Below are 24,768 nucleotides of genomic sequence, written 5' to 3' on the forward strand. Positions count from 1 at the left end.
TGGAGATGTCCGAGGATCAGGCCGAGATGCTGCGTGCCCTGCACGACGAGCACTCGGCGGCGCTGTGGCGCTTCGTCCTCCGGCTCACGGGCGACCGCCAGCTGGCGGAGGACGTGGTGCAGGAGGCGTTGCTGCGCGCCTGGAAGCACCCGGAGATCCTGGCCCAGGGCGAGGCCGCGGCCCGCTCCTGGCTCTACACCGTCGCCCGCAACATCGTCATCGACGACCGCCGCAGCGCCCGGCACAACCGCGAGTTCGGCACCGACGAGGTGCCCGAGCGCGCGCACGGCGACCGCACCGACCAGGTGCTGGACGCCTGGCTGCTCTCGGAGGCGCTGAGCACCCTCAGCCACGACCACCGCGCGGTGATCGTGCACGCCTACTACGGCGGGCGCACGGTCAGCGAGATCGCCGAGCTGCTGGGCATCGCGCCCGGAACGGTGAAGTCGCGGATGCACTACGGGATGCGGGCGCTGAAGCTCGCCCTCCAGGAGAAAGGCGTGACCGAACCGTGAGCACCGAGCAGCAGAGCGACGACGCCTTCCGCGACGACGCCTTCCGCGACTGGGACGCGGCGTACCTCCTCGGCGCGCTCTCGCCCGCCGACCGCCGCGCCTACGAGCAGCACCTGCGGGGCTGCGCCGGCTGCCGCGAGGCGCTGGGCGAGTTCGTCGCGATCCCCGGCCTGCTCGCGCATCTGCCGCAGGAGGACGCGCTCGCGCTGCTCGAGACGGAGCAGCGCGTCGAGGAGTCCGCCCCGCCCGCCCTGCTCGCGCACCTCGCCCGGGCGACCGATGCGCTCCGCCGCCGCACCCGCTTCCGCATCGCCGGCCTCGTGCTCGCCGCCGCCGGGGTCTCCGCGGCCGCCGCGATCGCCCTCCCGCTCGTGGTCGGCACCCCGCCCACGGTGGTCGAGAACACGGTGGCTCTCGCCGCGGCGCCCGGCGTCCCGGTCGAGGCGTCGGTCCGCTTCGTTCCGGAGGCGTGGGGCACGCGGATCGACATGGACTGCAGCTGGGAGGAGAGCGGCGCGGCGACCGGGGGCGCGGCGTCCGTCGGCTACGTGATGTACGTGACCGACACGGCCGGCTCCACGGAGCCGATCGGCTCGTGGACGAGCACGCCCGGCTCGACGGTGGAGCCGAGCCTCTCGACCGGTCTGCCGCTGGCCGAGATCGCCTCGGTCGAGGTGCGCCTGCAGGGCTCCGAGCAGGTCGTCCTCACCGGCAGCCCCTGACGCGGACCTCACCCCGGCACGGGCAGCCCCAGACGCGGGGTCCGGTGCCGACCCCGATCTCCCAGGTGCGGAGCCCCGGGACTGAGTAGCTTCTCAGTCATGACGATCGCGACCCTCGCCCTCGCCCCTGCCTCCGTGACGGCGGCCTCCTCCACCGACAGCATCGACGAGCTCTCCGGTCTCGTCGGCGTCGCCGCCCGCGTGATCGCGGCGCTGGGCGAGGCCGGGGTCGGTCTGCTGACGCTGATCGAGACGGTGTTCCCGCCGATCCCGAGCGAGCTGGTGCTGCCGCTGGCGGGCTTCCTCGCCCAGCAGGGACGGATGAACCTGGTGCTCGTCGTGATCACCGCGACCCTCGGCGCCTACCTCGGCGGGCTGATCCTCTACTGGCTCGGCTACCGCATCGGCACCGAGCGCTCGATCCGCCTGCTCTCGAAGCTGCCGCTGGTCGACCGCGAGGACTTCGAGAAGGCCGTCGGCTGGTTCCGCCGGCACGGCACCTGGGCCGTCCTCTTCGGCCGGCTCATCCCCGGCGTCCGGAGTCTGATCTCGCTGCCCGCGGGTGCCGAGCGGATGAACCTGCTGCTGTTCTCGGGTCTGACGATCCTCGGCTCCGGCGTCTGGAACGGCCTGCTGATCGGCCTCGGCGCCGCGCTCGGCACTCAGTACGAGCTGGTCGACCAGTACGCGGGCGTGCTCGACGCGATCATCTACGGCGCGATCGGCGTGGTCGTGCTGCTGCTGGTGGTCCGCAGCATCCGCCGGCATCGCGCCGCCCGCGGCACCGGGGCGCGCCGCCGGCACTGACCGGGGTCGCCGCCGCCGCAGGGTAGCGGGCGCGCGAGCCGAGCGCGACCGCCCCCGTGTCCCGCTCGCCGCGGGGCGGAAGTGCCCTAGCGTTCGAGGGGTCAGCCCCCGACGAGAGGACCCTCATGCCCGAGAACACGGCCGAGAACGCCGCCGCCGCGACTCCGTCTCCCGCCCTCTCCCGCACCGCCGTCGAGCGCAGCTGGATCATCGGCGTCTCGCTGATCGCCATCGCCCTCGGCGTGATCGCGGTGCTGATCCCCGGCCCTACCCTGCTCACCGTCGCGATCGTCTTCGGCATCCACCTGATCGCTGCCGGCGTCTTCCGGCTCCTGCTGGCCTTCACCGCCACGCGCCTGCAGAACCGGGTGCGCTGGCTCGCGGGCCTGCTCGGCGCCCTGATCCTGGTCGCCGGCATCCTCTGCCTGTCCAACCCGTTCGAGTCGCTGAGCATACTCGGCCTCGTGATCGGCCTGGGCTGGATCCTCGACGGCGTCTCGAGCATCACCAGCGGCCGCACCGTCGCCGGCCCGGTGTGGCTGCCGATCGCCGCGGGCATCGCCTCGGTGATCGCGGGCCTGCTCACCGTCATCATGCCGGTGCTGGCGCTGTCCGCCTTCGTCACCGTCGCGGCGATCCTGCTGATCGTCGTCGGCGTCTCGGGCCTGCTGCTGCTGCCGGGCCGCACGAAGACCGCGCCGGAGACCGCCGAGGCGCGCTAGACGTTCCAGATGCCGAGGAGCTGCACCGGGATCGCGTAGGCGAACCAGGACAGGGGCGCGAGGATCCAGTTCGCGAGGATCCGCCGCCGGCCGTCCGCGTGCGCGAGCACCACGGCGACCTCGGAGCGGGCGATCCGCGGGGAGTACAGCAGGGGCGCGTTCGCGACGATCGACAGCAGCGCCCCGATGACCACCGGCCCGCCGGCGAGGACGAAGAGCCCCGGCTCGGTCTGCAGCGCGAACGCCGTGGCGACGATCAGCCAGATCGCGAGCAGGGTGGCGGCGGTGGCCCGGGTCGCCCGCTGAGAGAGGCTGCGGCCGGAGGCGATCACCGGGTCGAGCGGCTCCGACCGGTCCGCCCGCACGACGCGCACGGCCCGGAGGCGGAGCACGACGGCGACGATCAGCGCGAGCACGGCGTAGGGCAGTCCCGCCCGCGTCAGCGCCATCGGCAGCCACGGAGTGCTCAGGGCGAGGACGCTCCCGAAGAGGCCGCCGAGCACCAGCATCCCGACCGGGACGACGACCACCAGGCTGAGGGGGAAGCGCGGGGGGCCGTCGTGCGTCGCACGGACTTCTACGTGCTCCGGCTCTCCGAATGGTCGCTCACCGATCGCCTGCGCGGCATGCTCGTGATCCCCGTCGTTCCCGACACTCGTGCTCTCGGCCCCCATGCCGTCGACCCTAGCCCGGCCGACGTTCCGCAGAGGGTCCGTGGCGGGTCCGTGGCAGCATGGCGCCGTGAGTGCCGCCGACCCCGCCGCCGACCCCGCCTTCGAGCCCGACCTCGTCCCCGAGCTCCTCGTCGAGGACCTCGGGCGCAGCCTCGCCTTCTGGTGCGGCCCCTGCGGCTTCGCGGTCCGCTACGCGCGACCGGAGGAGGGCTTCGCGTACCTCGTCCGCGGCACCGCCCACGTCATGCTCGACCGGATCGGCAGCACCCGCGACTGGATCACCGCGCCGCTGGAGCGCCCGCTCGGCCGCGGCGCGAACCTCCAGATCCGCGTCGACGACGCCGACGCCGTCGCGGCGGCCCTCGACGCGGCAGGAGTGCCCCTGTTCGCCCCTGCCGAGACCCGCTGGTACCGGGTGGGGGAGGAGGAGGCGGGCGTCCGCCAGGTCCTCGTCACCGATCCCGACGGCTACCTCCTGCGCTTCCAGTCCTCGCTCGGGCGGCGCCGCGCGACGTGAGCCGAACGGCGCGCGCCATCATGCCAGCGGAGGACGCCGGAGACGGCCGCCGACTGGTTCCATCGGTTCCATGTCCACTCCGTCCACCGGCACCCTCGCGCTGCCGACCACCGACCCGGCCGCCGCCGACCCGGCCACCGCCGCGCCGCCCGCGCCTCCCGCTCCCGCCGCCCTCTCCGACGACGACGAGGTCCTCCGCCCGGCCGATCTCGTCACCGCGCTGACCGGCGTCGCCCTCGGCTTCTTCGCGCTCTTCGTCCACGGCCTCACGCAGTGGTCGTACGTCGGGCCCACCGTCGAGCGGGCGGGCGTGCTCGGCTGGCTCGCCCCCGCGCTGGTCGGGCTGATCTGCGTCCTCACGGCCGTGACCTCGGTGGCGGTCCGCGCCGCCCGCCGGGCGAGCCGCGGGCCGTCCGCACCGACCGGAGCCGCCTCGTGACCGCCGCGCCCGCCGTCCCGTCCACCGCGACCCCCGCTGTCGCCCTCGCGCAGGAGCTGCTCCTGCGCACCGGCTGCGCCCGCCCGGGACTGCCGTGGGTCCGTGAGAGCGCAGCGGGATCCGCGGTCGACCTGGCGGTCCTCGAGCGCGGCGCGCACCTGCTCGACCTCTCCGAGGAGGCGGTCGCCCGGATCGCGCTGTCGCTCGCCACCGGCCGCCCGGTCGACCTGCGCGCGGCGTTCGGGCACCTCACCCGCGACCACGCCGAGGCCGTCATGATCGCCGTGGCCGTCGCCGGCGGGCACGACCGCGTCGAGAGCCGCGTCGTCGTCGTGGACGGCGAGCGCCGGGTCGAGAGCGTGCCCCCGCTCGGCGTCTGGCCCGATCGCGGAGCGCGACCCGGCGAGGAGGGGCTCGCCCGCGCCGCGGCCTGACCGACCCGCACGACCCCCAGACGCGGGTGACGCCTCGGTCGTCCGGCCGATCCGCGTCGCTACGGCCTTTCGCAGATCCCCGGCTTAGGGTGTCCGTGTGCAACGTGTCGACGATTTCCCAGGAGCCGGACCGGTGGCGACCTCCCCCGAGTCCGGTGACCCGCGCGAGGCGTCCGCCCTCCAGCTCCCCTCCAACGCCACCACGCCCGTCCAGGTGACGAGCGGCGAGGCCGGCTACCAGGGCGGCAACGCGGCCGACCCGGTCTGGCAGTCCTGGCGGGAGGAGCTCGCCAAGGTCGGCGGCCCCTCGCCGCTCCTGCACTTCGTCGACTCCCCGCGCACCCGCATCGAGCTGTCCACCACGCACCCGGGCGGGCTGCCCCCGTTCATCTCGGGCAAGACGACCCTGCTCTCCTCCCTCATCCGCGACGAGCTGGCGCTGCGCACCGCGAAGAACGCCGCCGCCGCCATCACCGACAAGGGGATCGAGCTGCGCTCGGTCCGCGGCATCGAGGGCGTGCACCTCGCGATCGGCCTCGCCCAGTGGCGCGCCGGCGAGACGGAGTTCACCGCCCCGGTCCTGCTGCGCCCGCTCGCGATCCGCCGCTACGGCCGCGACTTCGAGCTCAAGCTCAAGGGCCAGCCCTACTTCAACCCGCAGCTCGCCCGCGCGCTCAAGCAGCAGTTCGGCATCACGATCGACCCCGAGCAGTTCGTCGAGCTCGCGGTGCAGAGCGGCGTCTTCAAGCCGCAGCCGGTCATCGACCAGCTGCGCGGACTCACCTCGCACCTGCCCTGGTTCGCCGTGCACCCGCGCCTGGTGGTCTCGAGCTTCGCCGACGTCGCCGGCGACATGCTCCGCGACGCCCGGATGCTCGAGCACCCCGTCCTGGACGCGGTCGCCGGCAACCCGGCCGCCAAGCGCGCGCTGCAGCAGTCGCAGAAGGTGGCGTCGATCATCCCGCAGGACGAGCGTCCGCCGGCGACCGACAACCTCCTCCTCGACGCCGACGCCGAGCAGGAGCAGGTCATCGCGAACATCGCGGCCGGCAACTCGCTCGTCGTGAAGACCCTCCCCGGCACCGGCGGCACGCAGACGATCGTCAACGCGATCGGCGCGCTCGCCGCGCAGCACAAGCGCGTCCTCGTCGTCGGTGCCCGCCGCTCGAGCCTCGACAGCATCCACCAGCGGCTGCTCTCCGCCGGCCTCGGCGGCATCGCCGTCAGCCCGCGCACGCTCCGCCGCGACCTGATCCAGTCGATCGGCCGCAACGAGAAGGCCGCACGCCCCTCCGTCAGCGAGATCGACGACGCCCTGCTGCGCCTGCGCAAGGTGCTGCTCGACTACCGCGGCGCCCTCTCGCGCCGCGACCCCAGCTTCGGCGTGTCCGCGCTGCAGGCCCTCGAGGAGCTGGCGCGCCTCTCGCAGCTGCGCACGCCCCCGTCGACCGCCGCCCGCCTCGACCGCCGCGCCGTCACCGCCCTCGCGCACAGCCGGCCCGAGGCGACCCGGATGCTGATCGAGTCGGCCCGCCTCGGCGAGTTCCGCTACGGACCGGGCGACTCGCCCTGGTACGGCGCGCAGTTCGACTCGACCGCCGACGCCGAGGCCGCGCACGAGCTGGCCAAGCGCCTGCACCTGCGCGACCTGCCGCGCCTGCTCGACCGCGCCCAGGACGTCATCGCGCAGACGCGCATGCGCCCGTTCGAGTCGGTCGCCGAGCTCGGCATCTACCTGCGCCTGCTGCAGGACGTCCGCGAGACGCTCGACAAGTTCCAGCCGGCCGTCTTCGACCGCTCGATCCAGGACCTCATCGTCGCCACGTCGCCGCGCCGCGAGGCCGCCGAGATGTCCTCGACGAACCGCCGCCGCCTGAAGAAGCTCGCCCGCGAGTACATGCGGCCCGGCGCGCACGTGACCGACCTCAACGCGTCGCTGCGCCGCGTGCAGCAGCAGCGCACGCTCTGGCAGCGCTACGCCGTCGCGGGCACCGTCCCCGAGGTGCCGGTCGGCGTCGCCGACGTGCAGGTCGCGTTCCAGCAGGTGTCCGACCAGCTCGGCCGGCTCGACGAGCCGCTCGGCCGGCGCGGGAGCAGCACGCCGCTGGCGTCCCTCCCGCTCGCCGAGCTCGTCTCGATGGTCTCCGGGCTCGCCGAGGACAGCGAGGTGCTGGCCAACCTGCAGGAGCGCACGACGCTGCTCTCGACGCTGCGCGAGTGGGGCCTGGACCCGCTGCTGACCGACCTCTCGCGCCGCCACGTGCCGGCCGAGCTGGTCGCGATCGAGCTCGACCTCGCCTGGTGGCGCTCGGCGCTCGAGATCATGCTGACCGACGAGCGCGCCCTGCTCGGCGGCAACACCAGCGTGCTCGACCGCCTCGAGGCCGACTTCAAGCTCGTCGACGAGGCGCACGCAGCCTCCAGCGCCGAGCTGCTGGCCTGGAAGCTCTCGGAGACCTGGAAGATCGGGCTCGTCGACTGGCAGCTCGAGCGCGACGCCCTGCGCGCGCTGCTGCGCTCCGAGGCGTCGACCACGCCGCAGGAGCTGCAGAAGGCCGCGCCGCACCTCTCGCGGGTGCTCGCTCCGGCCTGGCTCGCCTCGCCCTACGAGGTGCACCGCATCGGCACCGAGACCACCTTCGACGCGGTCTTCCTCGTCGACGCCGGCGCCACGACCCTCGCCGAGAACGTCGGAGCGATCCGCCGCGCCAAGCAGGTCGTCGCGTTCGGCGACCCGGTGACGCAGACGCCGACGCCGTTCTCGCTGCGGGTCGACGAGACCGTCGAGTTCGGCAGCGCCGCCTCGCGCACCGACGTCGAGGCCCTGCACGCGCAGTCCGCGCTGGCCCGCCTCGGCGAGCTGCTCAACACCGTCACGCTCACCCGCAGCTACCGCGCGGGCGGCGAGGACCTCGCCGAGCTGGTGAACCGACGCTTCTACGGCGGCCGGATCGACTCGCTGCCGTGGGCCGGCTCGTTCCTCGGGCACGACTCGCTCCGCTTCCACTACATCGCCAGCGGACACGGCATGCCGGAGAACGACTCCGGAGCGGTCGAGTCCGTCGACGCCGAGGTCGCGAAGGTGGTCGAGCTGGTGCTCGAGCACGCGGTCATCCGTCCGCGCGAGTCGCTGATGGTGATCACCGCGAGCCCGCGGCACGCCGTCCGGGTGCAGCAGGCCGTGCTCACCGCGTTCGCCAAGCGCGCGGACCTCAACGACTTCATCCTCGGCGACCGGCCCGAGCCGTTCGCGGTGGTGACGCTCGAGCAGTCGGTCGCGCAGAGCCGCGACCGGGTCATCTTCTCGATCGGCTACGGCCGCACCCCGCACGGGCGCCTGCTCTCCAACTTCGGTGCGCTGGCAGAGCCGGGCGGAGAGCGCCTGCTCGCCGTCGGCATGACCCGCGCCCGCCGCTCGATGGACATCGTCTCCTGCTTCCGCCCCGGCGACATCGACGAGTCGCGGATGCGCTACGGCATGGTCGCGCTCGCCCAGGTGCTCCAGGAGGCGGAGGACCGCGTCCAGCCGAGCGACCGCGACGACTACTCCGAGCCGATGCTGGTCGACCTGGCCGCGCGCCTCGAGCGCCGCGGACTGCGCGTCAACATCGGCCACAAGGGCAAGCTCGCGCTGGTCGCGGCGCACGGCACCCGCGCCGTCGTCGTCGAGACCGACCGCGACGTCAGCACGCAGAGCCTCCGGGTCTCGCTGCGGCTGCGGCCGGAGCTGCTGCGCCGCCTCGGCTGGCACTACCTCCGCGTGCACAACTTCGAGCTGTTCGCCGACCCCGAGGCCGTGGCCGCGCGGGTCGCCGGGCTGATCGGTGCCCCGCAGGACGAGACGTCGACCGGTCCGATCGAGGTGCCGGTGGGCGCCGGCGCGCCGATCGTCGAGGACGCCGCCCCGGCGTCGAACGAGACGCAGCCGATCACGCCCCTGCCCGCCGACTGAGCGTGCCCGAGGACTCCCGGGCCGCCGCGCCCGCCGGCGCCGACCGACCGCTCCGGCGCTCGCGCGGCGGCCGGCGGGCGACCCTGCCCGCGAAGCCGGGCACCGACCCGTCCCCGCACGACGCCGTCGTCCCCGACCCCGACGCCGCGCCCGCGCGCCCCGACACGGGCCCGAACGACGCCCGCCTCCGCCAGGACGTCCCCCCGCACTACTGACCCCTCCCGCGAGATGCCACTTGTGCACGCTTTTCACGGCGTGTCGCGCGCACAAGTGGAATCTCGTGGACCGCGGACGACGGCGGCCCACCGTGCCGGAGCACGATGGGCCGTCGTCGTCGCGGGAGCGGGTCAGCCGCAGGTGCGGGCCGCGTAGGGGGCCTTCACCGTCGAGGTGACCGACTTGCCGCCGACCGAGGCGGTCGCCGTCACCGTCGCCTCGCCGGCCGCGAGCTGGGCGGCCCGGACGGTGAAGGCGGCGGAGGCGTTCGAGCCCGCCTTGACGCCGGCGAAGGACTTCGTGCCCGCTGTCGAGGTGACCGTGACGTCCATCGGGACGGTGTCGCCGTTGGTCGCGACGACCGTCAGCACCACCTTGCCGGCGACGCAGCGGGTGGTCGCCGCGGCCGTCAGCTTCAGCGACGACTGCACGGTGACCGTGGCGGTCACCGGCATCCGCGAGTCATCCTGCGCCACTCCCCGCACCGCGAAGGTGCCGGCGGCGGCGTAGGAGGCGGGGGCGACGGCGTCCCAGGTGACGGCGACGGTGCGCTTCGCGCCGTCCGCCGTCGTGAGCTCCGCGCTGGGCAGCACCGGGGCGACGCCGGCCGCGGTCGAGACCGCGATCAGAGCGACCGAGGTGACGGCGATCGCCGGGGCGTAGGCCTCGAGCATCCGCTGGTACTCGGCGCGGGTCACCGGGATGACCGTGCCGTGGCGGGGCTTGCCGCCGTCGGAGTTCTGCGGCAGGTTCTCCCGCAGCTTCGCGCCGAGCGGCTGCCAGGCGTCGGCGGCCAGGTCGTCGGTGCCGAACGGGATGTAGTGGTTCGGTCCCGCGTGGTAGTCCGGCTGGTCGATGAAGAGGAACCAGTCGAGGCCGTTCACGTCGCCCTCGTTCGCGGGGAAGACGTTCGGGCCCTCACCGCTGGTGAAGGTGCCGTTCGGCTCGCCGTTGGGCAGGCCGGAGGCGACGCGCTCCTTGACCAGGGTCCACTCGTCCGCGGGTCCGGAGGTGCCGGGCAGTGAGCCGCTGACCGTGGCGAGCAGGTCGGTGCTCTTCTCCTCGCGGAGCGTCATCGACGCCTCGTCCTTGGTGAAGCGGTAGTAGGTGTCGCCGTCCTTCGCGATGGTCGAGTCGATCGTGCCGCGGCCGGTGCCGCGCTTGACGTCGATCCACGGCTTCGCCTCCGAGAAGGTGACGAAGTCGTCGGTGGTCGCGTACATCATCTGGTTGTAGGTGACGGCGGTGCGGTCGGCCGCGTTCGTCGTCGGGTACATGTTCGAGGCCCAGAACACGACGTAGGTGTCGAGCTCGTCGTCCCAGTACGCCTCGGGCGCCCAGGTGTTGCCGGCGAAGTCGGTCGAGACCTTCACGTGGCGCTGCGCCGACCAGTTCACCAGGTCGGTCGACTCCCAGACCTCGATGTACTTCGAGCCCGACTTCTGCGCGGTGTCGAAGCCGCCGGCCAGGCCGTCGATCTTCAGGTCCGTCGCGAGCATGAAGAACTTGTCGCCCTCGTGCGAGCGGAGGATGAACGGGTCGCGCAGACCCTTGGTGCCCTGGTCGGAGGTGAAGACGGGCTGTCCGCCGTTCAGCGTGTTCCAGTCGAGGGCGTCGTTCCCCTTCGAAGCGGCGAGGCTGACGCGCTCGGCGCCGGCGCCCTCCCCGGTGAAGAAGGCCCAGACGTAGGCCTCGGTGTCGTCCGTGCCCGTGGGCAGCGGCTGGAGGCGGAGGGTGAAGTCGCGGGTGCGCGTCACCGATCCGCTGGTGGCGGTCGCGCGGACCGTGACGTCGACGGCCGGGCTGCCCGCGGCGGGGCGCTCGACGACGATGGTGCGGCTGTCGGCGGTGCTGCCGTCGCGGATCGTCGCGGCGCTCGAGCCGATGACGCTCCAGGCGATGCTCGAGCCGAGGGCGCCGCGCGCCGGGACCGAGATGTTGGTGCGGACGTCGCCGGCCTGGGCGACGGTCACGGCGTCGAGGTCGCGCTGGACCTTGTCGGCGTCGGCGAGCTGCGCGGTGACGAGCACCGGGTAGTCGACGGTGCGCGTGTCGCTGCCGGAGGTGAAGGTGGCGGTGAGCGTCACGGCGGCGTCGGGGGAGCCGGCGGCCGGTCGCGTGACGACGGCGCTGCCTCCGGAGACGGCGATGGCGGCGCTGCTCGAGCGCCAGGTCACGGCGACGCCGGCGCTGCTGGTGGGCAGCGCGAAGTCGGCGGTCGCGGTCGTCGGGATGCTGACGGAGGCGACGGCGCGGTCGATCGCCTGCGACGAGTAGAGCGCGGTGACGGCGTCGGCGGTGAGCGCGCTGTCGTAGACCGCGAAGTCGTCGACGAGGCCGTTCCAGCCGGCGTCGTTGTAGGTCGAGCGGCCGAGGTAGCCGACCAGCGAGGCGCCGAAGGACGAGACGTTGCGGGTGATCGCGTTCTGGCCGATCCGGGTGCCGTTGACGTAGACCGAGAGGGTGCCGTTGGTGCCGTCGATGACGGTCGTGTAGAGCGAGTAGCCGGCGGGGGTGCGCAGGCCGGTCGTGGCGGCGTTCGTCGAGCCGGGGCCGACCTCGGTTCCCCACGGGGCGCCGGCGTTGGTCGCATTGGTGACGACCGACTTGACGAAGCCGGCCGGGTTCGTCGGGTTGAGCAGGTAGTAGCCGGAGGAGAAGGACGCACCGGCCGCGACCGGGGCGCCGAGGAACGCGGCCGCGGTGTTCGCGGGTCCGGTCCGGTTCGACAGCCAGGTGGAGATAGTGAGGTCCTTCTTGCCGACCAGGCCCGCCGTCGGGATGTCGACGTAGGGGGCCGCGGCGGCGGAGCCGCCCGGCAGGCTCAGTGCGCCCGCGGCGACGGTGGCGCCGCTGCCGCGCAGGGTGCCGTTGTAGCCGTTGCCGCTGGTGTCGGCGACGGTGGTGCCGGTGGGCGCGGTGTCGAAGCTGTAGTGGAGCAGCGGCTGGGCCGTCGCTCCGGAGGCGGAGACCGGGAGGGCGGCTCCGAGCAGCGCGGTGGCTGCGATCGTCGTGGTCGCCAGAGCGGTCCGCAACGTCGATCGTGATCGTCTCATGCAGGATTCCTCGTCGTCGAGAGGGCGACGAGGCCGCGGGCCCTCGGGGGTGAGGATGCCGGTGCTCCGTCGCACGGGTGGTGAGGAACCACACACTAAAGGCTCGCGAGGGCGACACGCGAGCACTTTGTTACCGTTAACAAGAATTGACACGGCGGACGCCGCGGGAGTGCGCTCCGGGGACATCGCCGGACGCGGCGAGGGGGCGGCGACCTCGCGATCGCCGCCCCCCTCCTCCGTCACCGCTGGTCAGTCGACGTGCTTGCCGGAGTTCGCGGTGGTCGCGGTGCCGCCGTTGGCGAGCAGGTCGCGGATGTCGGCGAGGAGCTCGAGCTCGGTGGGCGCCTTGTCCTCGGCGGCCGGGGCGTCGTCCATCTTCTTCTTGAACGCGGCGTTCTTGAGGTGGTTGATCGGCAGCACGAACGCGAAGTAGAGCACGAACGCGACGATGACGAACTGGATCAGGGCGGAGAGGACGGCGCCCCAGGCGATGACCGACGCCTCCTGGCCGTTGCCCTCGGGACGGATCGTCCAGACGAGCGTCTCGAGCGAGGAGGCGTCGAAGATGACGCCGATGATCGGGTTGAAGATCCCGGTGACGATGGCGTTGACGATCGTGGTGAACGCGGCGCCGATGACCACGGCGACCGCCAGGTCGATGACGTTGCCGCGGAGGATGAACTCTTTGAAGCCGTTGATCATGATCTGTTCCGTTTCTGCCGGCGGGCGGAGTGAGGTGCGCGGAGGCGGGCTCGCTCCCGGGGGAGCGGCGGCCCTAGGAGGAGGAGGAGGAGGACCCCGACCCGGAGGACGAGGGCTTGGAGGAGGAGGAGCCCGAGGAGCCGGAGCCGGAGCCCGACCCCGAGGACGAGGAGCCGGAGCGGGAGGATCCCGACCCGGAGGAGCCCGACGACGAGCCGGAGCCGCCCGAGGACGATCCGCCGGAGCCCGAGCCGGTCGAGGCGGGAGTGGACGACCCTCCGCCCGACTCGCCCTTCGACTCCTTCGAGCCGGAGCCGGACCCGGACCCCGAGGCGCGCGAGTCGGTCCGGTAGAAGCCCGAGCCGTTGAAGGTCACGCCGACCGCGCTGAAGACCTTGCGCAGCGCGCCCTGGCAGCTCGGGCACTCCGTGAGGGTGTCGTCGGTGAACTTCTGCTGGATGTCGAAGGCGTTGCCGCACTGGGTGCAGCGGTAGGAGTAGGTGGGCACTGGTGCTCCTGAGGCGGGTGGCGGCGGGGGAGTGGGGGAAGAGGGGAGCGGGTCAGCGCGGGATGTCGACGATGCCCGAGGGGGTGACGACGCCGTCGACCGCCTGGTCGTGCACCTCGCTGGGCACGTGCTCGACGAACTCGCTGTCGAAGACCACGGCGTAGACCGGCGGGCACTTCTCCATCGAGCCGAGCGTCTTGTCGAAGTAGCCGCGGCCCCAGCCCATCCGCATGCCCGAGCGGTCGACGGTGGCGGCGGGGACGATGATCAGGTCGACGTCGTTGATCGCGATGGGGCCGAGCAGCTGCCCGACCGGCTCGGGCATGCCGAACAGGCCCTGGGTCTCGGTGTGGCCGTCGCCGACCGCCCAGTCGAGCAGGCCGTCCTGGCGGGAGATGGGGAAGAGGACCCGGATCCCGCGGCTCTCGGCCCAGCCGAGGAACGGGCGGGTGCTCGGCTCGTCCGGCGCCGAGAGGTAGCAGGCGATCGACCGCGCGCCGACCCGGGTCGCCAGCTCCTCGAGGTGCTCGGTGAGGTGCAGGGTGGCCTGCTCGCGGGCGGTCGCGGTCTGCGTGCGTCGGCGCTCACGGAGCTCGGCGCGCAGCGCCCGCTTCTCGTGGGTGATGTCGGCTGGCATGGGGCCCAGTCTAGATCGGGGGTGCCGGACGGCTTTCGCGGCCGGGATCGCGATCATGAGGAGGGGCGGATCGCGATCGTGAGGAGTGCAGCATCGCGATCGTGAGGAGTCCTGCGGCGGCTCTGTCCGCGAGCGGGGTACACCGTTCGCAAGCCCCTCTCGGGGCCGAAACGTGCCCGACCACGGCCGCCGCTAGTATGGCGCCCCATGGGCACTCGTATCCGCAAAGCCGTCATCCCCGCCGCCGGTCTCGGCACCCGCTTCCTGCCGGCGACCAAGGCCATCCCCAAGGAGATGCTGCCGGTCGTCGACAAGCCGGCGATCCAGTACGTGGTCGAGGAGGCCGCGGACGCCGGACTCCAGGACGTCCTCGTCATCATCGGGCGCAACAAGAACGCGCTCGCCAACCACTTCGATTCGGTCCCCGAGCTCGAGCAGAACCTCGCCAAGAAGCTGGACGACGCCAAGCTGGCGCACGTGCAGTACGCGAGCGACCTCGCCGACGTGCACTTCGTCCGCCAGGGCGAGCCGAAGGGCCTCGGCCACGCCGTCTCGCGCGCTCAGCGCCACGTCGGCGACGAGCCGTTCGCCGTCCTCCTCGGCGACGACCTGATCGACGCGCGCGACCCGCTCCTCACCCGCATGATCGACGTCGCGGAGCAGCGCGACACCACGGTCGTCGCGCTCCTCGAGGTCGACCCCGACCAGATCCACCTCTACGGCTGCGCCGCGGTCGAGACGACCGACGAGGACGACGTGGTGCGCATCACCGGCCTCGTCGAGAAGCCCTCCAAGGAGGACGCGCCCTCGAACCTCGCGATCATCGGCCGCTACGTCCTCAAGCCCGACGTCTTCGGCGTGCTCGAGCACACCGCGCCCGGCAAGGGCGGCGAGATCCAGCTGACCGACGCCCTCGAGCGCATGGCGCAGGACCCGGCCGAGTTCGGCGGCGTCTACGGCGTCGTCTTCCGCGGCCGCCGCTACGACACCGGCGACAAGCTCGACTACATCAAGGCCATCGTGCAGCTCGCCTCCGACCGCGAGGACCTCGGCGTCGACCTCAAGCCCTGGCTGAAGGACTTCGTCGCGGGCCTCTGAGCGAGGAGCCCGCGGGGCGGGCGCTGCACTTCGAGCGGCCCGCCTAGCGGGGCGTTCGTTCCATGCTGATCGAGTAGCCCGCGCAGCGGGCGTATCGAGATCCACCGTCGCCTGCAGCTGAGCCTGCAGACCCGCTCTTCTGGCGGACGTGGGTTTCGATACGCCCCTTCCGGGGCTACTCGACCAGCATGGAGTGGCGGCCCCCCGTGCTCCGGCCCCTGCCGCGTTCCGGCGCTCCGGTCCACCCCCTTCGACCGCCGCGACCGCGCAGTAGGGTCAGCACATGCCGCTGCCGATACCGACGCTCTCCGAGGGTCGTGTCACCATCCGCCCGATCCGGGTCCGGGACGCCCGCCCCCTCGAGCGCGAGCTGATCGCGAACCGCGCCTGGCTGCGGCAGTGGGAGGCGTCCGACCCCCGCGGCGGTGCCGCCTTCGACGTCCGGGCCAGCATCCGCTCGCTGCAGCAGAACGCGCGCGCCGGCGGCGGCGTGCCGTTCCTGATCGACTGGGACGGCGAGCTGGCCGGCCAGCTCAACATCTCCAACATCGGCTACGGCTCCCTCTCCTCCGGCTCGATCGGCTACTGGGTCTCCGAGCGCTACGCCGGCCGCGGCATCACGCCGATCTCCGTCGCGCTCGCGACCGATCACGCCTTCTTCGATCTCGGCCTGCACCGGATCGAGATCTGCATCCGCCCCGAGAACCGGCCGAGCCTGCGCGTCGTCGAGAAGCTCGGCTTCCGCTACGAGGGCCTGCGCCGCCGGTTCATCCACATCAACGGCGACTGGCGCGACCACTTCTGCTTCGCCCTGGTGGCGGAGGAGGTGCCGCGCGGTGTCCTGCGCCGCTACCTCGACGGCTCCGTGCCGAGCGACGTCGGCGTGCCGACCGACGCCGACCAGCGCGCGTCCCGCCGTTCCGGGCTCTCCGGGCCGCCCGACGGCGCCGGTGTCCCCCCGACGGGGAGCCGATTAATCCGCGATCCGCACGGACACACCTACCCGTAATGACGGACGGGAGCGCCCTGTGCTCCTAGCGTGGGTCGCATGAGTAGCGACTGGCTGGGCGGGGGCGTCGTCTGGGCGCTCGCCGCCGTTCTGTGGGTCGCCTATCTCATCCCCGCGTGGATGCGTCGGCGGTCGTTCTACGCGACCGAGCGCAACGCGGTGAGGCTCCAGCAGACCCTGCGGATCCTCGCCGAGACCGCCGAGGTGCCCGAGCACGTGCGTGCGGAGGCGACGGCCCGCGAGGTCGCGCTCCAGCAGCGCACCCTCCGGGCGATCGAGACCAAACAACGAGCCGAAGAGAAGGCACAGGCGATGGAGCTGGCACAGGCGGAGAAGGCGGCGCGCGAAGCGCTGCGGCGGGCGGCCGCGAGCACGCGGCAGAGCACGCGGACGGCTCCCGGCGCGATGCGCTGGCGCCAGGGCGCGGCGCTGACGGTGCTGATCGGCCTCGTCGTCGCCCTCGTCGGGCTGGTCATGCTGCCCTTCGGCGGCGCGGGAGTGGTGCCGCTGGTCGGCGTGCTGCTGCTGGCCGCGGGTCTGGGCACCCTGATCCTGCTCGCCCCGGGCCGGCAGCGCAGCGCCGCGCCCGCCGCGGTCTCGACCAGCACCGCCGAGGTGGCCCGCCGCCGTGCCGAGGTCTTCGAGGCCGAGCTCGCCGAGGAGGCCGTCGCTCCCGAGGAGGAGACCGCCGCCGCAGAGGAGACGCGCTGGACGCCGCAGCCGCTGCCGAAGCCGCTGTACCTCTCCCGCGGCACCGTCGCGGCCAGCGCCATGGCCTCGATCGACGCCGTCGAGCGCCTCCGCGCCGCCGCCGCGGACGCCGAGATCGCGCAGCGCGCCGCCGCCGCAGCCCCCGAGGTCGCGCCGATCCGCTCGCCCCGCGCGACCGGGCCGGTCCCCGTCGCGGAGACCCCGCGTCCGTCGTCGCGCTTCGCCTCGATGGGCGTCGTCGAGGGCGTCGACGCGATCGACCTCGACCAGGCCCTGCAGCGCCGCCGCGGCGCCTGAGCGGTCCGACGCCCCCTCGGCCACGTGCTAGTGTGGACGAGTTGTTCGGGCCGGTGACGGCTCGGAAGGCACGGGTCCGTGGCGCAGTTGGTAGCGCGCTTCGTTCGCAATGAAGAGGTCAGGGGTTCGAATCCCCTCGGATCCACCACCAGACAGAAGGCCCGCTCGAGAGAGCGGGCCTTCCGCGTTTCACGGGGTGATCGCCGTGCTGTGTCTCGCGCCGGCGGCGTCGCGGATGACCAATACGTGTATTGTCTCCGGGAGCTGCTCACCCGGGTGGCGAAGAGGGTGCGGAGGTCGAGGTCGTGACGGGAGATGAGCGGACGGCGGACGGGCGGCACGCGAGCGGCAGCGTCTCGGCGGAGCGGACCCGATCACCACACGTGTCCCGGATCCGCTCCGTCGACGTGCGTCATCGAGACCGTCGGCGCCGGTCGGTCCGGAGGACCCGCTCGTGACCGCTGCCGCTCTCGTTGTCGGTCTCCTCGCGGGCCTGCTGATCGGGGGAGGGCGCGCACCGCGACGGCAGCCGGGCCTGCTGGCGGCCGGCGTCCTCGTCCTCGCCGTCCTCCTCGCGCTGCTCGCCGCGAACTCCTCCGCCCTCGGGAACGCGCTGCTCGCGGGCGCCGCCACGAGCCTCGCCGCGACGGCGTACGCCGCCTCCGTCTGGAAGCGGCGGATCCCGGATCGCGAGGTCTCGTGGGCCGGCTGCGCCTGGCGCGAGCTCGTCCACCCTCAGTGGGTCCGGGAGCGGTTCGAGCAGGTCGGTGAACGATGACACGTCGGACAGCGAGTCCCGCCCGCCCCCCACGGGGTCTGCCCGGCGGGCCGATCGGGAGGGCGCTCGTCGCGCTGAGTGCCGCGCTGATCCTCGGTCTGACCGCGTGCACGAGCCCCGCGGCTCTGGACGGGCAGTCCGAACCGGCTCCCGGCACACCTGCTTTCAATGGTCCGTGGGCATCGGAGTTCGCCGCCGCCTACGACCGGGCGACGGACGACTTCACCAGGTCCGTCATCGAGGACGGCGTGGTCTCGGAGCAGGAGCGCGCGGAGATGATCGACCGCTTCACCAGGTGCGTCGCGGATCTCGGCTACGGCATCGACGAGTACGCGCTCGACGGGTCGTTCCACCTGACGTTCGCTCCGGATACCGACGCCGACGCCGCCTACGAAGAGGTGAAGGGCTGCTCGCGCAGCTCGGGCGAGACCGAGATCGGCGCCCTCTCCAGCTGGACGCACCGCAACCCCGAGCGCGCCGACGAGACCACGCTGGTCGTGGAGTGCCTCGCCCGCTCCGGCGTCGTGCGGACGTCGTACTCGACGTCCGACTACGCGAATGACGTCCCGCGTGACGACTACCCCTTCGCCGAGGAGGACGCGGGTCGGGAGGCGCTGCAGCGGTGCCGCGTCGATCCCCTCGGTGTGGGCTCGTGACGCTGGTGCGGAGGGTCGCGGAGCCTTCTCCAGCGAAACGATAGGTCCTCGACCACTGCTGAGAGGAGCTTCGTAGCCCTCTCGGTGGTCGTGCTCACCACAGCCGCCGTCGCGATCGGTCGCTCCGTCGCTGGGACCGTGCTGTTGCTCAGTGGGCCGCCGCGTCCGGGTCGCGCCAGTTCTCGACGGTCTGCAGGATCCAGAAGGCGGTGAAGAGGGCGAGGGCGACGGCCTCGACGATCAGCAGCCACTGCTCGCCGAAGACGGCGGAGGCCCGGCCGGTGAGCAGCAGGACGATCGCGGCGGCGTCGACCGCGGCCAGGAGGGCGGCGAGTGCGGAGTAGGCGAGCGAGTAGGCGCGGAGCGAGCCCGGTCCGCGGACGCCCTGCGAGCGCACCGCGTGGGCGTGGATGCCGGCGACGGCCGCGATCAGCAGGAAGAACAGCGCGGCGGCCGCGTAGTGGCCGAGGTCGGCGAAGACCGGGGTGGTCGAGAACACGGCGAGGGCGGTGAGCAGCACGGCGGCACCGCCGGCGCGCAGCCAGGCGCCGCGGTCGAGCGCGCGGTCGACGGCGAGGAAGGCGAGCGAGGCGACCAGGGCCGCCGCGGCGACGACGAGGTAGGCGAGAATCCCGACGGCGATCGCGTCCGCGGTGCCGGGGGCGACGCAGCGCGCGACGCCCGCGGGGCAGCCGGTGCCCGTCAGCAGCTCCAGCTCGTCGGAGGGGACCGGCGCGGGCACCAGGGCGATGACGGGAGCGGTGAAGCCGGCGATCACGAGCAGCGTGCGGCGGAGGCTGCGCCCGGCGAGGACCACGAGGCCGACCGCGACGGCGAACAGCGAGCCGACGAAGATAGAGCGCACGGGCGTGTAGTAGGCGGCGCTGATGGAGCGCAGGGGGCCGAGCGTCGCGAGGTGCCACGTCACTCCGATGCCGAGGAACAGCACGGCAGCGACGAGCGACACCCGGACGTAGCGGTAGGTCCGCAGCGACGAGACGGTGCCGTCGGCCCGCAGCGCGTCGGGGGAGTGCACGGGGCTACTCCGCGCGCAGGCCCGAGGAGGCGAGGGCGAAGTCGACGTCGATGCGGATCGCGACGCGGAGAGGGTTCTCGCGGGGCGTCCGGTAGCGCTGCGAGTAGAGCTCGACGGCGTGCGCGACGGCTTCGGGGTCCTCCTCGATCGAGGCGGGGCCGCCGAGGCTGAGCCAGCGGATGCCGTCGACCTGGCTGACGGTCGCGGTGCCGCCGCGGCGGACGTTCAGCACCTTCTGGCTCTCGCGCGAGGTGATGACGCGGACGATGCCGTCCTCGTAGGTGAAGCCGACGGCGACGACGTGCAGGCGTCCCTGCTGCCACGGGGTCGACAGGGTGGCCAGGTGCCGCTGGGTCACGAACTCGAGGCCGTCCGCGCTGAGGATGCTCATCCCGCGAGCGTAGCCGGACGGGCTGACCCTCCCCGCGAGATGCCACTTGTGCACGCGACACGCCGCGAAAGGCGTGCACAAGTGGCATCTCGCGAGGGGGCGTCAGGCGCGGAGGAGGAGGGCCTCGCCCTGGCCGCCGCCGCCGCAGAGGGCCGCGGCGCCGAGGCCGCCGCCGCGGCGGCGGAGGGCGAGGGCCAGGTGCAGGGCGAGGCGGGCGCCGGAGGCGCCGACCGGGTGGCCGAGGGCGATGGCGCCGCCGTCGAGGTTGACCGACTCGGGCGGCACGCCGAGGTCGTCGGCGGACTGCAGGACGACCGAGGCGAAGGCCTCGTTGATCTCGATGAGGTCCAGGTCGGCCACGGTGCCGCCGCGACGGGCGAGGGCGCGGAGGATCGCGGCGGAGGGTTGCGAGTGCAGCGAGTTGTCGGGGCCGGCGACCTGGCCGTGCTCGGCGATCTCGGCGAGCCAGGGCAGACCGCGCGAGAGGGCCCAGCCCTTGCTCGCGACGACGAGGGCGGCCGCTCCGTCGGTGATCGGGGAGGAGCTGCCCGCGGTGATGGTGCCCTCGGTGCTGAAGGCGGGGCGCAGACCGGCGAGGATCTCGACCGTGGTCTCCGGGCGGATGCCGTCGTCCTCGGACACCAGAAGATCGGGGCCGCGGCGTTGCGGGACCTGAACCGGCGCGATCTCCTCGGCGAGGACTCCGGAGTCGCGGGCCGCCGCCGCGCGCTGGTGCGAGAGGGCGGCGTAGGCGTCCTGGCGCTCGCGGCGGATCCCGCGCTCGGCGTTGCCGTCGTCGGTGACGCGGCCCATCATCCGGTCGTCGAAGGGGTCGAGGAGGCCGTCGTGCAGGAGCGCGTCCTCGAGGGGCCGCGCGCCGACGCCGAGGCCGGAGCGGGCGCCGAGCAGGAGGTGCGGGGTGTTCGTCATCGACTCCTGACCGCCGGCGACGACGACGGAGGCCTCGCCGGTGCGGATGAGGCGGGCGGCGTCGATCACGGCGGTCAGGCCGGAGAGGCAGAGCTTGTTGATCGTGGTGGCGGGGACGTCCCAGCCGAGGCCGGCGCGGATCGCGGTCTGCCGGGCGGGGCCCTGGCCGGCGCCGGCCTGGATGACCTGGCCGAGGATCACGGCGTCGATGTCGGACGGCTGCGCGCCGGAGCGGGCGAGGGCCGCGCGGACGGCGGCGGCGCCGAGCTCGACCGCCGAGAGCGGGGCGAAGGCGCCCTGGAAGCGGGCGAAGGGGGTGCGGGCGCCGCCGAGGATGACGGGGGTGGTGTCGTCGGTGGTCATGGCGGGACTCCTTCGTCGGCGGGTGGATCTCGATACGCCCGCTGCGCGGGCTACTCGATCAGCATGGGGTGCGCGGGTATCTCGATCAGCATGGGGTGCGCGGGTATCTCGATCAGCATGGGGTGCGCGGGTATCTCGATCGGCATGAGGTGCGCGGGTATCTCGATCAGCACGAGGTGCGGGGGCTGCTCGGTCAGCATGAGGTGCGCGGGTCGCTCGGTCAGCATGAGGTGCGCGGGTCGCTCGTGGCGGGTCAGGGGACGAGGAGGATCTTGCCGCGGGTGTGGCCGTCCTCGCTGAGGCGGTGGGCGTCGGCGACGTCGTCGAGGGCGAAGCGCGGGCCCAGCTCGAGGGAGAAGCGGCCGTCGGCGGCGAGCTGCGCGGCGCGGGGGATGCCCTGGCGGCGCAGGGCCTTCTCCTCGTCGGTCAGCGGGACGGGGCTGCCGCCCATCCAGGCGCGGATGCCCAGCTCGGCGGCGCGCGCGCCGACGACGACGGTGCCGACGTGCTGCGGGTCGCTCACCAGGGCGAGGGAGGCGGCGAGCGCCTCGTCGGTGCCCGCCGCGTCGAGCACGCGGTCCACTCCGCCGGGAGCCGCCGCGCGCAGGCGCTCCTCGAGGCCAGGACCGTAGGCGATGGGCTCCGCGCCGAGCTCGCGCAGCCGCTCGTGGTTGGCCGGGCTCGCCGTCGCGATTACGCGCGCACCCCGCTCCACCGCGAACTGCACCACGGCCTGGCCGACGGCGCCGGCACCCGCGTGCACGAGGAAGACGGAGCCCTCGGCGACGCCGAGCGAGACGACCGCCTGGTAGGCGGTGCTGATCGGGACGCCGAGCGCGGCGGCCTCCTCGAAGCCGAGGCCCGCGGGCTTGCGGTCGAGGCTCTCGGGGGCGACGACGACGGACTCGCCGTACGTGCCGCTCGCGCTGCTCACGATCACCTCGTCGCCGACGCTCCAGCCGGAGACGCCCGCGCCGACGGCGGTGATCACGCCGGCGCCGTCCGAGCCGAGGCGGCGGGGGAAGGGCGGCCCGGGGCGGATGCCGGAGCGCATCTTCCACTCGATCGGGTTCACGCCGGCCGCGCGGATCGCGACGACGACGCCTCCCTCGGGGGCCTCGGGCTCGGGCGCCTCGACGACCTCGAGCACCTCGGGGCCGCCGTTCTCGGTGTACTGCACGAATCGCGTCATGTCGTTCTCCTTCATCGGGCTGTGACCAGTCGAGCTGTGACCCGTCGAGCTGTGACCGGGAAGAGGGCGGAGCCGGCCGGCTCAGCCCAGCAGCGTCTCGCGCACCTCGCGGCGCAGCACCTTGCCGATCAGCGAGGTCGGCAGCGCGTCGACCGTCACCACCCGCTTCGGCACCTTGTAGGCCGTCAGGTGCAGGCGGCAGAAGTCGCGCAGCGCCTCGGCCTCGACGACCGTCCCGGCACGCAGCACGACGGCGGCGGCGACGCTCTCGCCGCCCTCCGCGCGGGGCAGGCCGACGACCGCGGCGCGCACGACGTCCGGGTGCGACTCGAGCACGCCCTCCACCTCGGAGGGCGAGACGTTGAAGCCGCCGGTGATGATCAGCTCCTTCGCCCGGTCGACGATCGTGACGAAGCCGTCCGCCGAGACGGTGGCGATGTCGCCGGTGCGGAGCCAGCCGTCGGGCAGCAGCGTCGCCGCGGTGTCCTCGGGGCGCTTCCAGTAGCCCTGGAACACCTGCGGTCCCTGCAGCAGCAGCTCGCCGGACTCGCCGGGTCCGCGGTCGACGGAGGGGTCGGCGGGGTCGACCAGGCGGATCCGGGTGCTCGGGAACGGCACGCCGACGGTGCCCGGCCGGCGGCTGGGGCCGACCGGGTTGCCGAGCGCGACCGGCGAGCTCTCGGTCATCCCGTAGCCCTCGACGAGGAGTCCGCGGCTCGCGCGCTCCCAGCGGTCGACGGTCGCGACGGGCAGGCTCATCGCTCCCGAGATCGCGAAGCGGATGCCGCGCAGACCGAGCTCGCCGCGCTCGGAGGCGCGGGCCAGCGCGTCGTAGACCGGCGGCACGGCGGGCAGGAAGGTGGGCGGTGACTTCTTCGCGGCGGCCTTCACCAGGCCGACGTCGAAGGTCGGGAAGAGCACGACCTTGGCGCCGATGCTGATCGCGAACGTCAGGCAGAGCGTGAGGCCGTAGGCGTGGAAGAGGGGGAGGACGGCGTAGAAGGTCTCGTCGCCCTCGCGCAGCCCGGGCACCCAGGCCTGGCCCTGCAGCGCGTTCGCGCGGAGGTTGGCGTGGGAGAGGATCGCGCCCTTCGGCGTGCCGGTGGTGCCGCTCGTGTACTGGAGCAGGGCGGTGTCGGCGAGTGCCGGGCGCGGGTGCGAGCGGGCGATCCGGCGTCCGCTGAGGAGGCGGTCGAAGGGGATCAGCGAGCGGGTGCGCGGGCTCGTGGTCAGCTTGGCGCGCGCCTCCCGGGCCTTCGCCAGGGGCAGCCTCAGCGCGAGCCGCTTGCCGAGCGGGAAGGACGCGGTGAGGTCGACCGAGACGACGCGCTCGACGCCGAGGTCGGCGGGCAGCGCGGCGATGACGTCGGCCGTCTTGTTCCAGACCACCGCGACGCGGGCGCCGTGGTCCTCGAACTGCCGGCGCAGCTCGCGCGGGGTGTAGAGCGGGTTGTGCTCGACGACGATCGCGCCGAGCCGCAGCACCGCGTAGAACGCGATCACGTGCTCGGGGCAGTTCGGCAGCACCAGGGCGACGCGGTCGCCGGCGCGCACGCCGAGGCGGCGCAGCCCCTCCGCGGCCCGGGCGACCTTCTCGCCGAGCTCGGCGTAGCTCGTCTCGGCGCCGAAGAACTCGAGCGCGATGCCGCGCTTGTAGCGGGCCACCGAGTCCTCGAGCAGATCGACGAGGGTCTGCGTGGGCGGGTCGATCTCGGCCGGGACGCCCTCCGCGTAGGAGGTCAGCCACGGCTTCATCGCCAGGTTCGAGGTTCCGGAGGTCACGCTGCGAGTATCCGGCACCCGCCTCCGGGGATCCTCCGAGCACTCGACAGAGGGTGACGTGGCACGGGCGCGCCGAGCAGACTGGCGGGATGACTGCAGCCATCGACCTCCTCCGCGACGCCTTCGACCGGGTGCACGGGACCGTGCACGCCGTCCTGGACGACAGCACCCCCGAGCGGCTCGGCTTCCGCGCCGACGCGCAGGCCAACTCCGCCGCCTGGCTCGTCTGGCACCTGACCCGGGTGCAGGACGACCACCTCGCCCCGCTCGCCGGCCGAGAGCAGCTCTGGATCTCCGGCGGCTTCCACGAGCGCTCCGGCCTGCCGTTCCCGGCGGAGACGAACGGCTACGGGATGGAGCCGGCCGAGGTCGCGGCGCTCGCCGCGGTGCCGGCCGAGCTGCTCGCGGAGTACTACGACGCCGTGCACGAGCAGACGCTCGCCTACCTCGACACCCTCGAGGACGCCGACCTCGCCCGCGTGGTCGACGAGGACTGGGACCCGCCGGTGACCCTCGCGGTCCGGCTCGTCTCGGTGATCGACGACGACACCCAGCACGCGGGACAGGCCGCGTTCTCGGCCGGCCTCGCGGAGCGCGCCGGGCTCTGAGCGACGCCGGCCGCCC

The 24,768-nt window shown here is 73.3% G+C and carries 26 protein-coding genes and 1 tRNA gene; 16 read left to right on the top strand and 11 right to left on the bottom strand.

Going from position 1 to position 24,768, the window contains the following annotated elements:
• Nucleotides 1-5: 5 nt before the first annotated feature.
• From C1I64_RS01830 to C1I64_RS01845, 4 genes are all read left to right on the top strand, one after another.
• Nucleotides 6-515, top strand: coding sequence for a sigma-70 family RNA polymerase sigma factor (locus C1I64_RS01830; RefSeq protein WP_127886014.1), 510 nt, complete (start codon nt 6-8; stop codon nt 513-515).
• On the top strand, nt 512-1,237 hold the full coding sequence (locus C1I64_RS01835) for an anti-sigma factor family protein (RefSeq protein ID WP_127886015.1): 726 nt from the start codon (nt 512-514) through the stop codon (nt 1,235-1,237). Before C1I64_RS01830 ends, C1I64_RS01835 begins: the two co-directional genes overlap by 4 nt.
• A gap of 99 nt (nt 1,238-1,336) precedes the next feature.
• The gene (locus C1I64_RS01840; protein WP_127886016.1) at nt 1,337-2,044 is read left to right on the top strand and encodes a DedA family protein; all 708 of its coding nucleotides are present in this window, start codon (nt 1,337-1,339) and stop codon (nt 2,042-2,044) included.
• 125 nt (nt 2,045-2,169) lie between these two features.
• Nucleotides 2,170-2,766 (top strand): HdeD family acid-resistance protein, encoded by a 597-nt coding sequence (locus C1I64_RS01845; RefSeq protein ID WP_123733851.1) that lies wholly within the window; start codon nt 2,170-2,172, stop codon nt 2,764-2,766.
• Here the strand turns inward: C1I64_RS01845 and C1I64_RS01850 are convergent.
• Entirely contained in the window at nt 2,763-3,296 is a 534-nt protein-coding gene (locus C1I64_RS01850; protein WP_127886017.1) for a G protein-coupled receptor family protein, read from the bottom strand. The genes C1I64_RS01845 and C1I64_RS01850 overlap by 4 nt on opposite strands.
• Before the next feature lie 211 nt (nt 3,297-3,507).
• Here C1I64_RS01850 and C1I64_RS01855 point away from each other — a divergent pair, with 211 nt between their 5' ends.
• The 5 genes from C1I64_RS01855 (at nt 3,508) to C1I64_RS01865 (ending at nt 8,997) form a co-directional block, all read left to right on the top strand.
• The gene (locus C1I64_RS01855) at nt 3,508-3,957 is read left to right on the top strand and encodes a bleomycin resistance protein (RefSeq protein WP_127886018.1); all 450 of its coding nucleotides are present in this window, start codon (nt 3,508-3,510) and stop codon (nt 3,955-3,957) included.
• Between the two features lie 70 nt (nt 3,958-4,027).
• Nucleotides 4,028-4,396 (top strand): hypothetical protein, encoded by a 369-nt coding sequence (locus tag C1I64_RS19935; RefSeq protein WP_164874403.1) that lies wholly within the window; start codon nt 4,028-4,030, stop codon nt 4,394-4,396.
• On the top strand, nt 4,393-4,830 hold the full coding sequence (locus C1I64_RS19940; protein ID WP_164874404.1) for a hypothetical protein: 438 nt from the start codon (nt 4,393-4,395) through the stop codon (nt 4,828-4,830). The genes C1I64_RS19935 and C1I64_RS19940 overlap by 4 nt, the downstream gene beginning before the upstream one ends.
• 133 nt (nt 4,831-4,963) lie before the next feature.
• A complete protein-coding gene (locus C1I64_RS01860) occupies nt 4,964-8,782 on the top strand; it encodes a DEAD/DEAH box helicase (RefSeq protein ID WP_372487843.1) in 3,819 nt (1,272 codons plus the stop codon).
• Between the two features lie 2 nt (nt 8,783-8,784).
• Nucleotides 8,785-8,997, top strand: a complete 213-nt coding sequence (locus tag C1I64_RS01865) for a hypothetical protein (RefSeq protein ID WP_123445231.1) — start codon at nt 8,785-8,787, stop codon at nt 8,995-8,997.
• Nucleotides 8,998-9,129: 132 nt separating this feature from the next.
• Here C1I64_RS01865 and C1I64_RS01870 read toward each other — a convergent pair whose 3' ends face one another.
• From C1I64_RS01870 to C1I64_RS01885, 4 genes are all read right to left on the bottom strand, one after another.
• A complete protein-coding gene (locus tag C1I64_RS01870; protein WP_164874418.1) occupies nt 9,130-12,054 on the bottom strand; it encodes an immunoglobulin-like domain-containing protein in 2,925 nt (974 codons plus the stop codon).
• A gap of 249 nt (nt 12,055-12,303) precedes the next feature.
• The gene (gene mscL, locus C1I64_RS01875; RefSeq protein WP_185019944.1) at nt 12,304-12,756 is read right to left on the bottom strand and encodes a large conductance mechanosensitive channel protein MscL; all 453 of its coding nucleotides are present in this window, start codon (nt 12,754-12,756) and stop codon (nt 12,304-12,306) included.
• Nucleotides 12,757-12,829: 73 nt separating this feature from the next.
• Nucleotides 12,830-13,264, bottom strand: coding sequence for an FmdB family zinc ribbon protein (locus tag C1I64_RS01880; RefSeq protein ID WP_127886020.1), 435 nt, complete (start codon nt 13,262-13,264; stop codon nt 12,830-12,832).
• 52 nt (nt 13,265-13,316) lie between these two features.
• The gene (locus tag C1I64_RS01885) at nt 13,317-13,901 is read right to left on the bottom strand and encodes a 5-formyltetrahydrofolate cyclo-ligase (RefSeq protein WP_123445234.1); all 585 of its coding nucleotides are present in this window, start codon (nt 13,899-13,901) and stop codon (nt 13,317-13,319) included.
• A gap of 207 nt (nt 13,902-14,108) precedes the next feature.
• Here C1I64_RS01885 and galU point away from each other — a divergent pair, with 207 nt between their 5' ends.
• The 6 genes from galU to C1I64_RS01915 all read left to right on the top strand — a co-directional run bounded on the left by galU (nt 14,109) and on the right by C1I64_RS01915 (nt 18,450).
• Nucleotides 14,109-14,999 (top strand): UTP--glucose-1-phosphate uridylyltransferase GalU, encoded by an 891-nt coding sequence (gene galU / locus C1I64_RS01890; protein ID WP_123445235.1) that lies wholly within the window; start codon nt 14,109-14,111, stop codon nt 14,997-14,999.
• A gap of 283 nt (nt 15,000-15,282) precedes the next feature.
• The gene (locus tag C1I64_RS01895) at nt 15,283-16,008 is read left to right on the top strand and encodes a GNAT family N-acetyltransferase (RefSeq protein WP_127886021.1); all 726 of its coding nucleotides are present in this window, start codon (nt 15,283-15,285) and stop codon (nt 16,006-16,008) included.
• A 39-nt stretch (nt 16,009-16,047) separates the two neighbouring features.
• Nucleotides 16,048-17,016 (top strand): hypothetical protein, encoded by a 969-nt coding sequence (locus C1I64_RS01900; protein ID WP_127886022.1) that lies wholly within the window; start codon nt 16,048-16,050, stop codon nt 17,014-17,016.
• 72 nt (nt 17,017-17,088) lie between these two features.
• Nucleotides 17,089-17,164 (top strand) — tRNA-Ala (locus tag C1I64_RS01905).
• A gap of 306 nt (nt 17,165-17,470) precedes the next feature.
• Nucleotides 17,471-17,794 carry a hypothetical protein gene (locus C1I64_RS01910; protein ID WP_127886023.1) on the top strand — a complete coding sequence of 108 codons (324 nt, stop codon included), beginning with the start codon at nt 17,471-17,473 and terminating at the stop codon, nt 17,792-17,794.
• Nucleotides 17,791-18,450, top strand: a complete 660-nt coding sequence (locus C1I64_RS01915; protein ID WP_127886024.1) for a hypothetical protein — start codon at nt 17,791-17,793, stop codon at nt 18,448-18,450. Before C1I64_RS01910 ends, C1I64_RS01915 begins: the two co-directional genes overlap by 4 nt.
• Before the next feature lie 148 nt (nt 18,451-18,598).
• Here the strand turns inward: C1I64_RS01915 and C1I64_RS01920 are convergent, their stop codons facing one another.
• The 6 genes from C1I64_RS01920 to C1I64_RS01940 form a co-directional block, all read right to left on the bottom strand.
• Nucleotides 18,599-19,486 (bottom strand): hypothetical protein, encoded by an 888-nt coding sequence (locus C1I64_RS01920; protein ID WP_127886025.1) that lies wholly within the window; start codon nt 19,484-19,486, stop codon nt 18,599-18,601.
• Nucleotides 19,487-19,490: 4 nt separating this feature from the next.
• Complete coding sequence (locus C1I64_RS01925; protein ID WP_127886026.1) at nt 19,491-19,877, bottom strand: pyridoxamine 5'-phosphate oxidase family protein; 387 nt, start codon at nt 19,875-19,877, stop codon at nt 19,491-19,493.
• 102 nt (nt 19,878-19,979) lie between these two features.
• Nucleotides 19,980-21,170, bottom strand: a complete 1,191-nt coding sequence (locus C1I64_RS01930; RefSeq protein ID WP_127886027.1) for an acetyl-CoA C-acyltransferase — start codon at nt 21,168-21,170, stop codon at nt 19,980-19,982.
• Nucleotides 21,171-21,220: 50 nt separating this feature from the next.
• The gene (locus C1I64_RS19945; protein WP_164874419.1) at nt 21,221-21,370 is read right to left on the bottom strand and encodes a hypothetical protein; all 150 of its coding nucleotides are present in this window, start codon (nt 21,368-21,370) and stop codon (nt 21,221-21,223) included.
• A 53-nt stretch (nt 21,371-21,423) separates the two neighbouring features.
• On the bottom strand, nt 21,424-22,362 hold the full coding sequence (locus C1I64_RS01935) for a quinone oxidoreductase family protein (protein ID WP_127886028.1): 939 nt from the start codon (nt 22,360-22,362) through the stop codon (nt 21,424-21,426).
• A gap of 81 nt (nt 22,363-22,443) precedes the next feature.
• Complete coding sequence (locus C1I64_RS01940; RefSeq protein ID WP_260321488.1) at nt 22,444-24,144, bottom strand: long-chain-fatty-acid--CoA ligase; 1,701 nt, start codon at nt 24,142-24,144, stop codon at nt 22,444-22,446.
• Between the two features lie 89 nt (nt 24,145-24,233).
• Between C1I64_RS01940 and C1I64_RS01945 the strand changes: the two genes are divergently transcribed.
• Nucleotides 24,234-24,752, top strand: a complete 519-nt coding sequence (locus C1I64_RS01945) for a mycothiol transferase (RefSeq protein WP_127886029.1) — start codon at nt 24,234-24,236, stop codon at nt 24,750-24,752.
• Nucleotides 24,753-24,768: the final 16 nt, after the last annotated feature.

It is taken from the genome of Rathayibacter festucae DSM 15932, assembly GCF_004011135.1.
In the GTDB taxonomy this organism is placed as follows: Bacteria; Actinomycetota; Actinomycetes; order Actinomycetales; family Microbacteriaceae; genus Rathayibacter; species Rathayibacter festucae.

Excerpts from the sequence above, each read along its gene's own strand:
- C1I64_RS01925 (WP_127886026.1), bottom strand. The coding sequence starts at position 19,877 with ATGAGCATCCTCAGCGCGGACGGCCTCGAGTTCGTGACCCAGCGGCAC.
- C1I64_RS01930 (WP_127886027.1), bottom strand. The coding sequence starts at position 21,170 with ATGACCACCGACGACACCACCCCCGTCATCCTCGGCGGCGCCCGCACC.
- C1I64_RS01900 (WP_127886022.1), top strand. The coding sequence starts at position 16,048 with ATGAGTAGCGACTGGCTGGGCGGGGGCGTCGTCTGGGCGCTCGCCGCC.
- mscL (WP_185019944.1), bottom strand. The coding sequence starts at position 12,756 with ATGATCAACGGCTTCAAAGAGTTCATCCTCCGCGGCAACGTCATCGAC.
- C1I64_RS01915 (WP_127886024.1), top strand. The coding sequence starts at position 17,791 with ATGACACGTCGGACAGCGAGTCCCGCCCGCCCCCCACGGGGTCTGCCC.
- C1I64_RS01885 (WP_123445234.1), bottom strand. The coding sequence starts at position 13,901 with ATGCCAGCCGACATCACCCACGAGAAGCGGGCGCTGCGCGCCGAGCTC.
- C1I64_RS01830 (WP_127886014.1), top strand. The coding sequence starts at position 6 with ATGTCCGAGGATCAGGCCGAGATGCTGCGTGCCCTGCACGACGAGCAC.
- galU (WP_123445235.1), top strand. The coding sequence starts at position 14,109 with ATGGGCACTCGTATCCGCAAAGCCGTCATCCCCGCCGCCGGTCTCGGC.
- C1I64_RS19945 (WP_164874419.1), bottom strand. The coding sequence starts at position 21,370 with ATGCTGACCGAGCAGCCCCCGCACCTCGTGCTGATCGAGATACCCGCG.
- C1I64_RS01945 (WP_127886029.1), top strand. The coding sequence starts at position 24,234 with ATGACTGCAGCCATCGACCTCCTCCGCGACGCCTTCGACCGGGTGCAC.
- C1I64_RS19935 (WP_164874403.1), top strand. The coding sequence starts at position 4,028 with ATGTCCACTCCGTCCACCGGCACCCTCGCGCTGCCGACCACCGACCCG.
- C1I64_RS01845 (WP_123733851.1), top strand. The coding sequence starts at position 2,170 with ATGCCCGAGAACACGGCCGAGAACGCCGCCGCCGCGACTCCGTCTCCC.
- C1I64_RS01895 (WP_127886021.1), top strand. The coding sequence starts at position 15,283 with ATGCCGCTGCCGATACCGACGCTCTCCGAGGGTCGTGTCACCATCCGC.
- C1I64_RS01870 (WP_164874418.1), bottom strand. The coding sequence starts at position 12,054 with ATGAGACGATCACGATCGACGTTGCGGACCGCTCTGGCGACCACGACG.
- C1I64_RS01840 (WP_127886016.1), top strand. The coding sequence starts at position 1,337 with ATGACGATCGCGACCCTCGCCCTCGCCCCTGCCTCCGTGACGGCGGCC.
- C1I64_RS01935 (WP_127886028.1), bottom strand. The coding sequence starts at position 22,362 with ATGACGCGATTCGTGCAGTACACCGAGAACGGCGGCCCCGAGGTGCTC.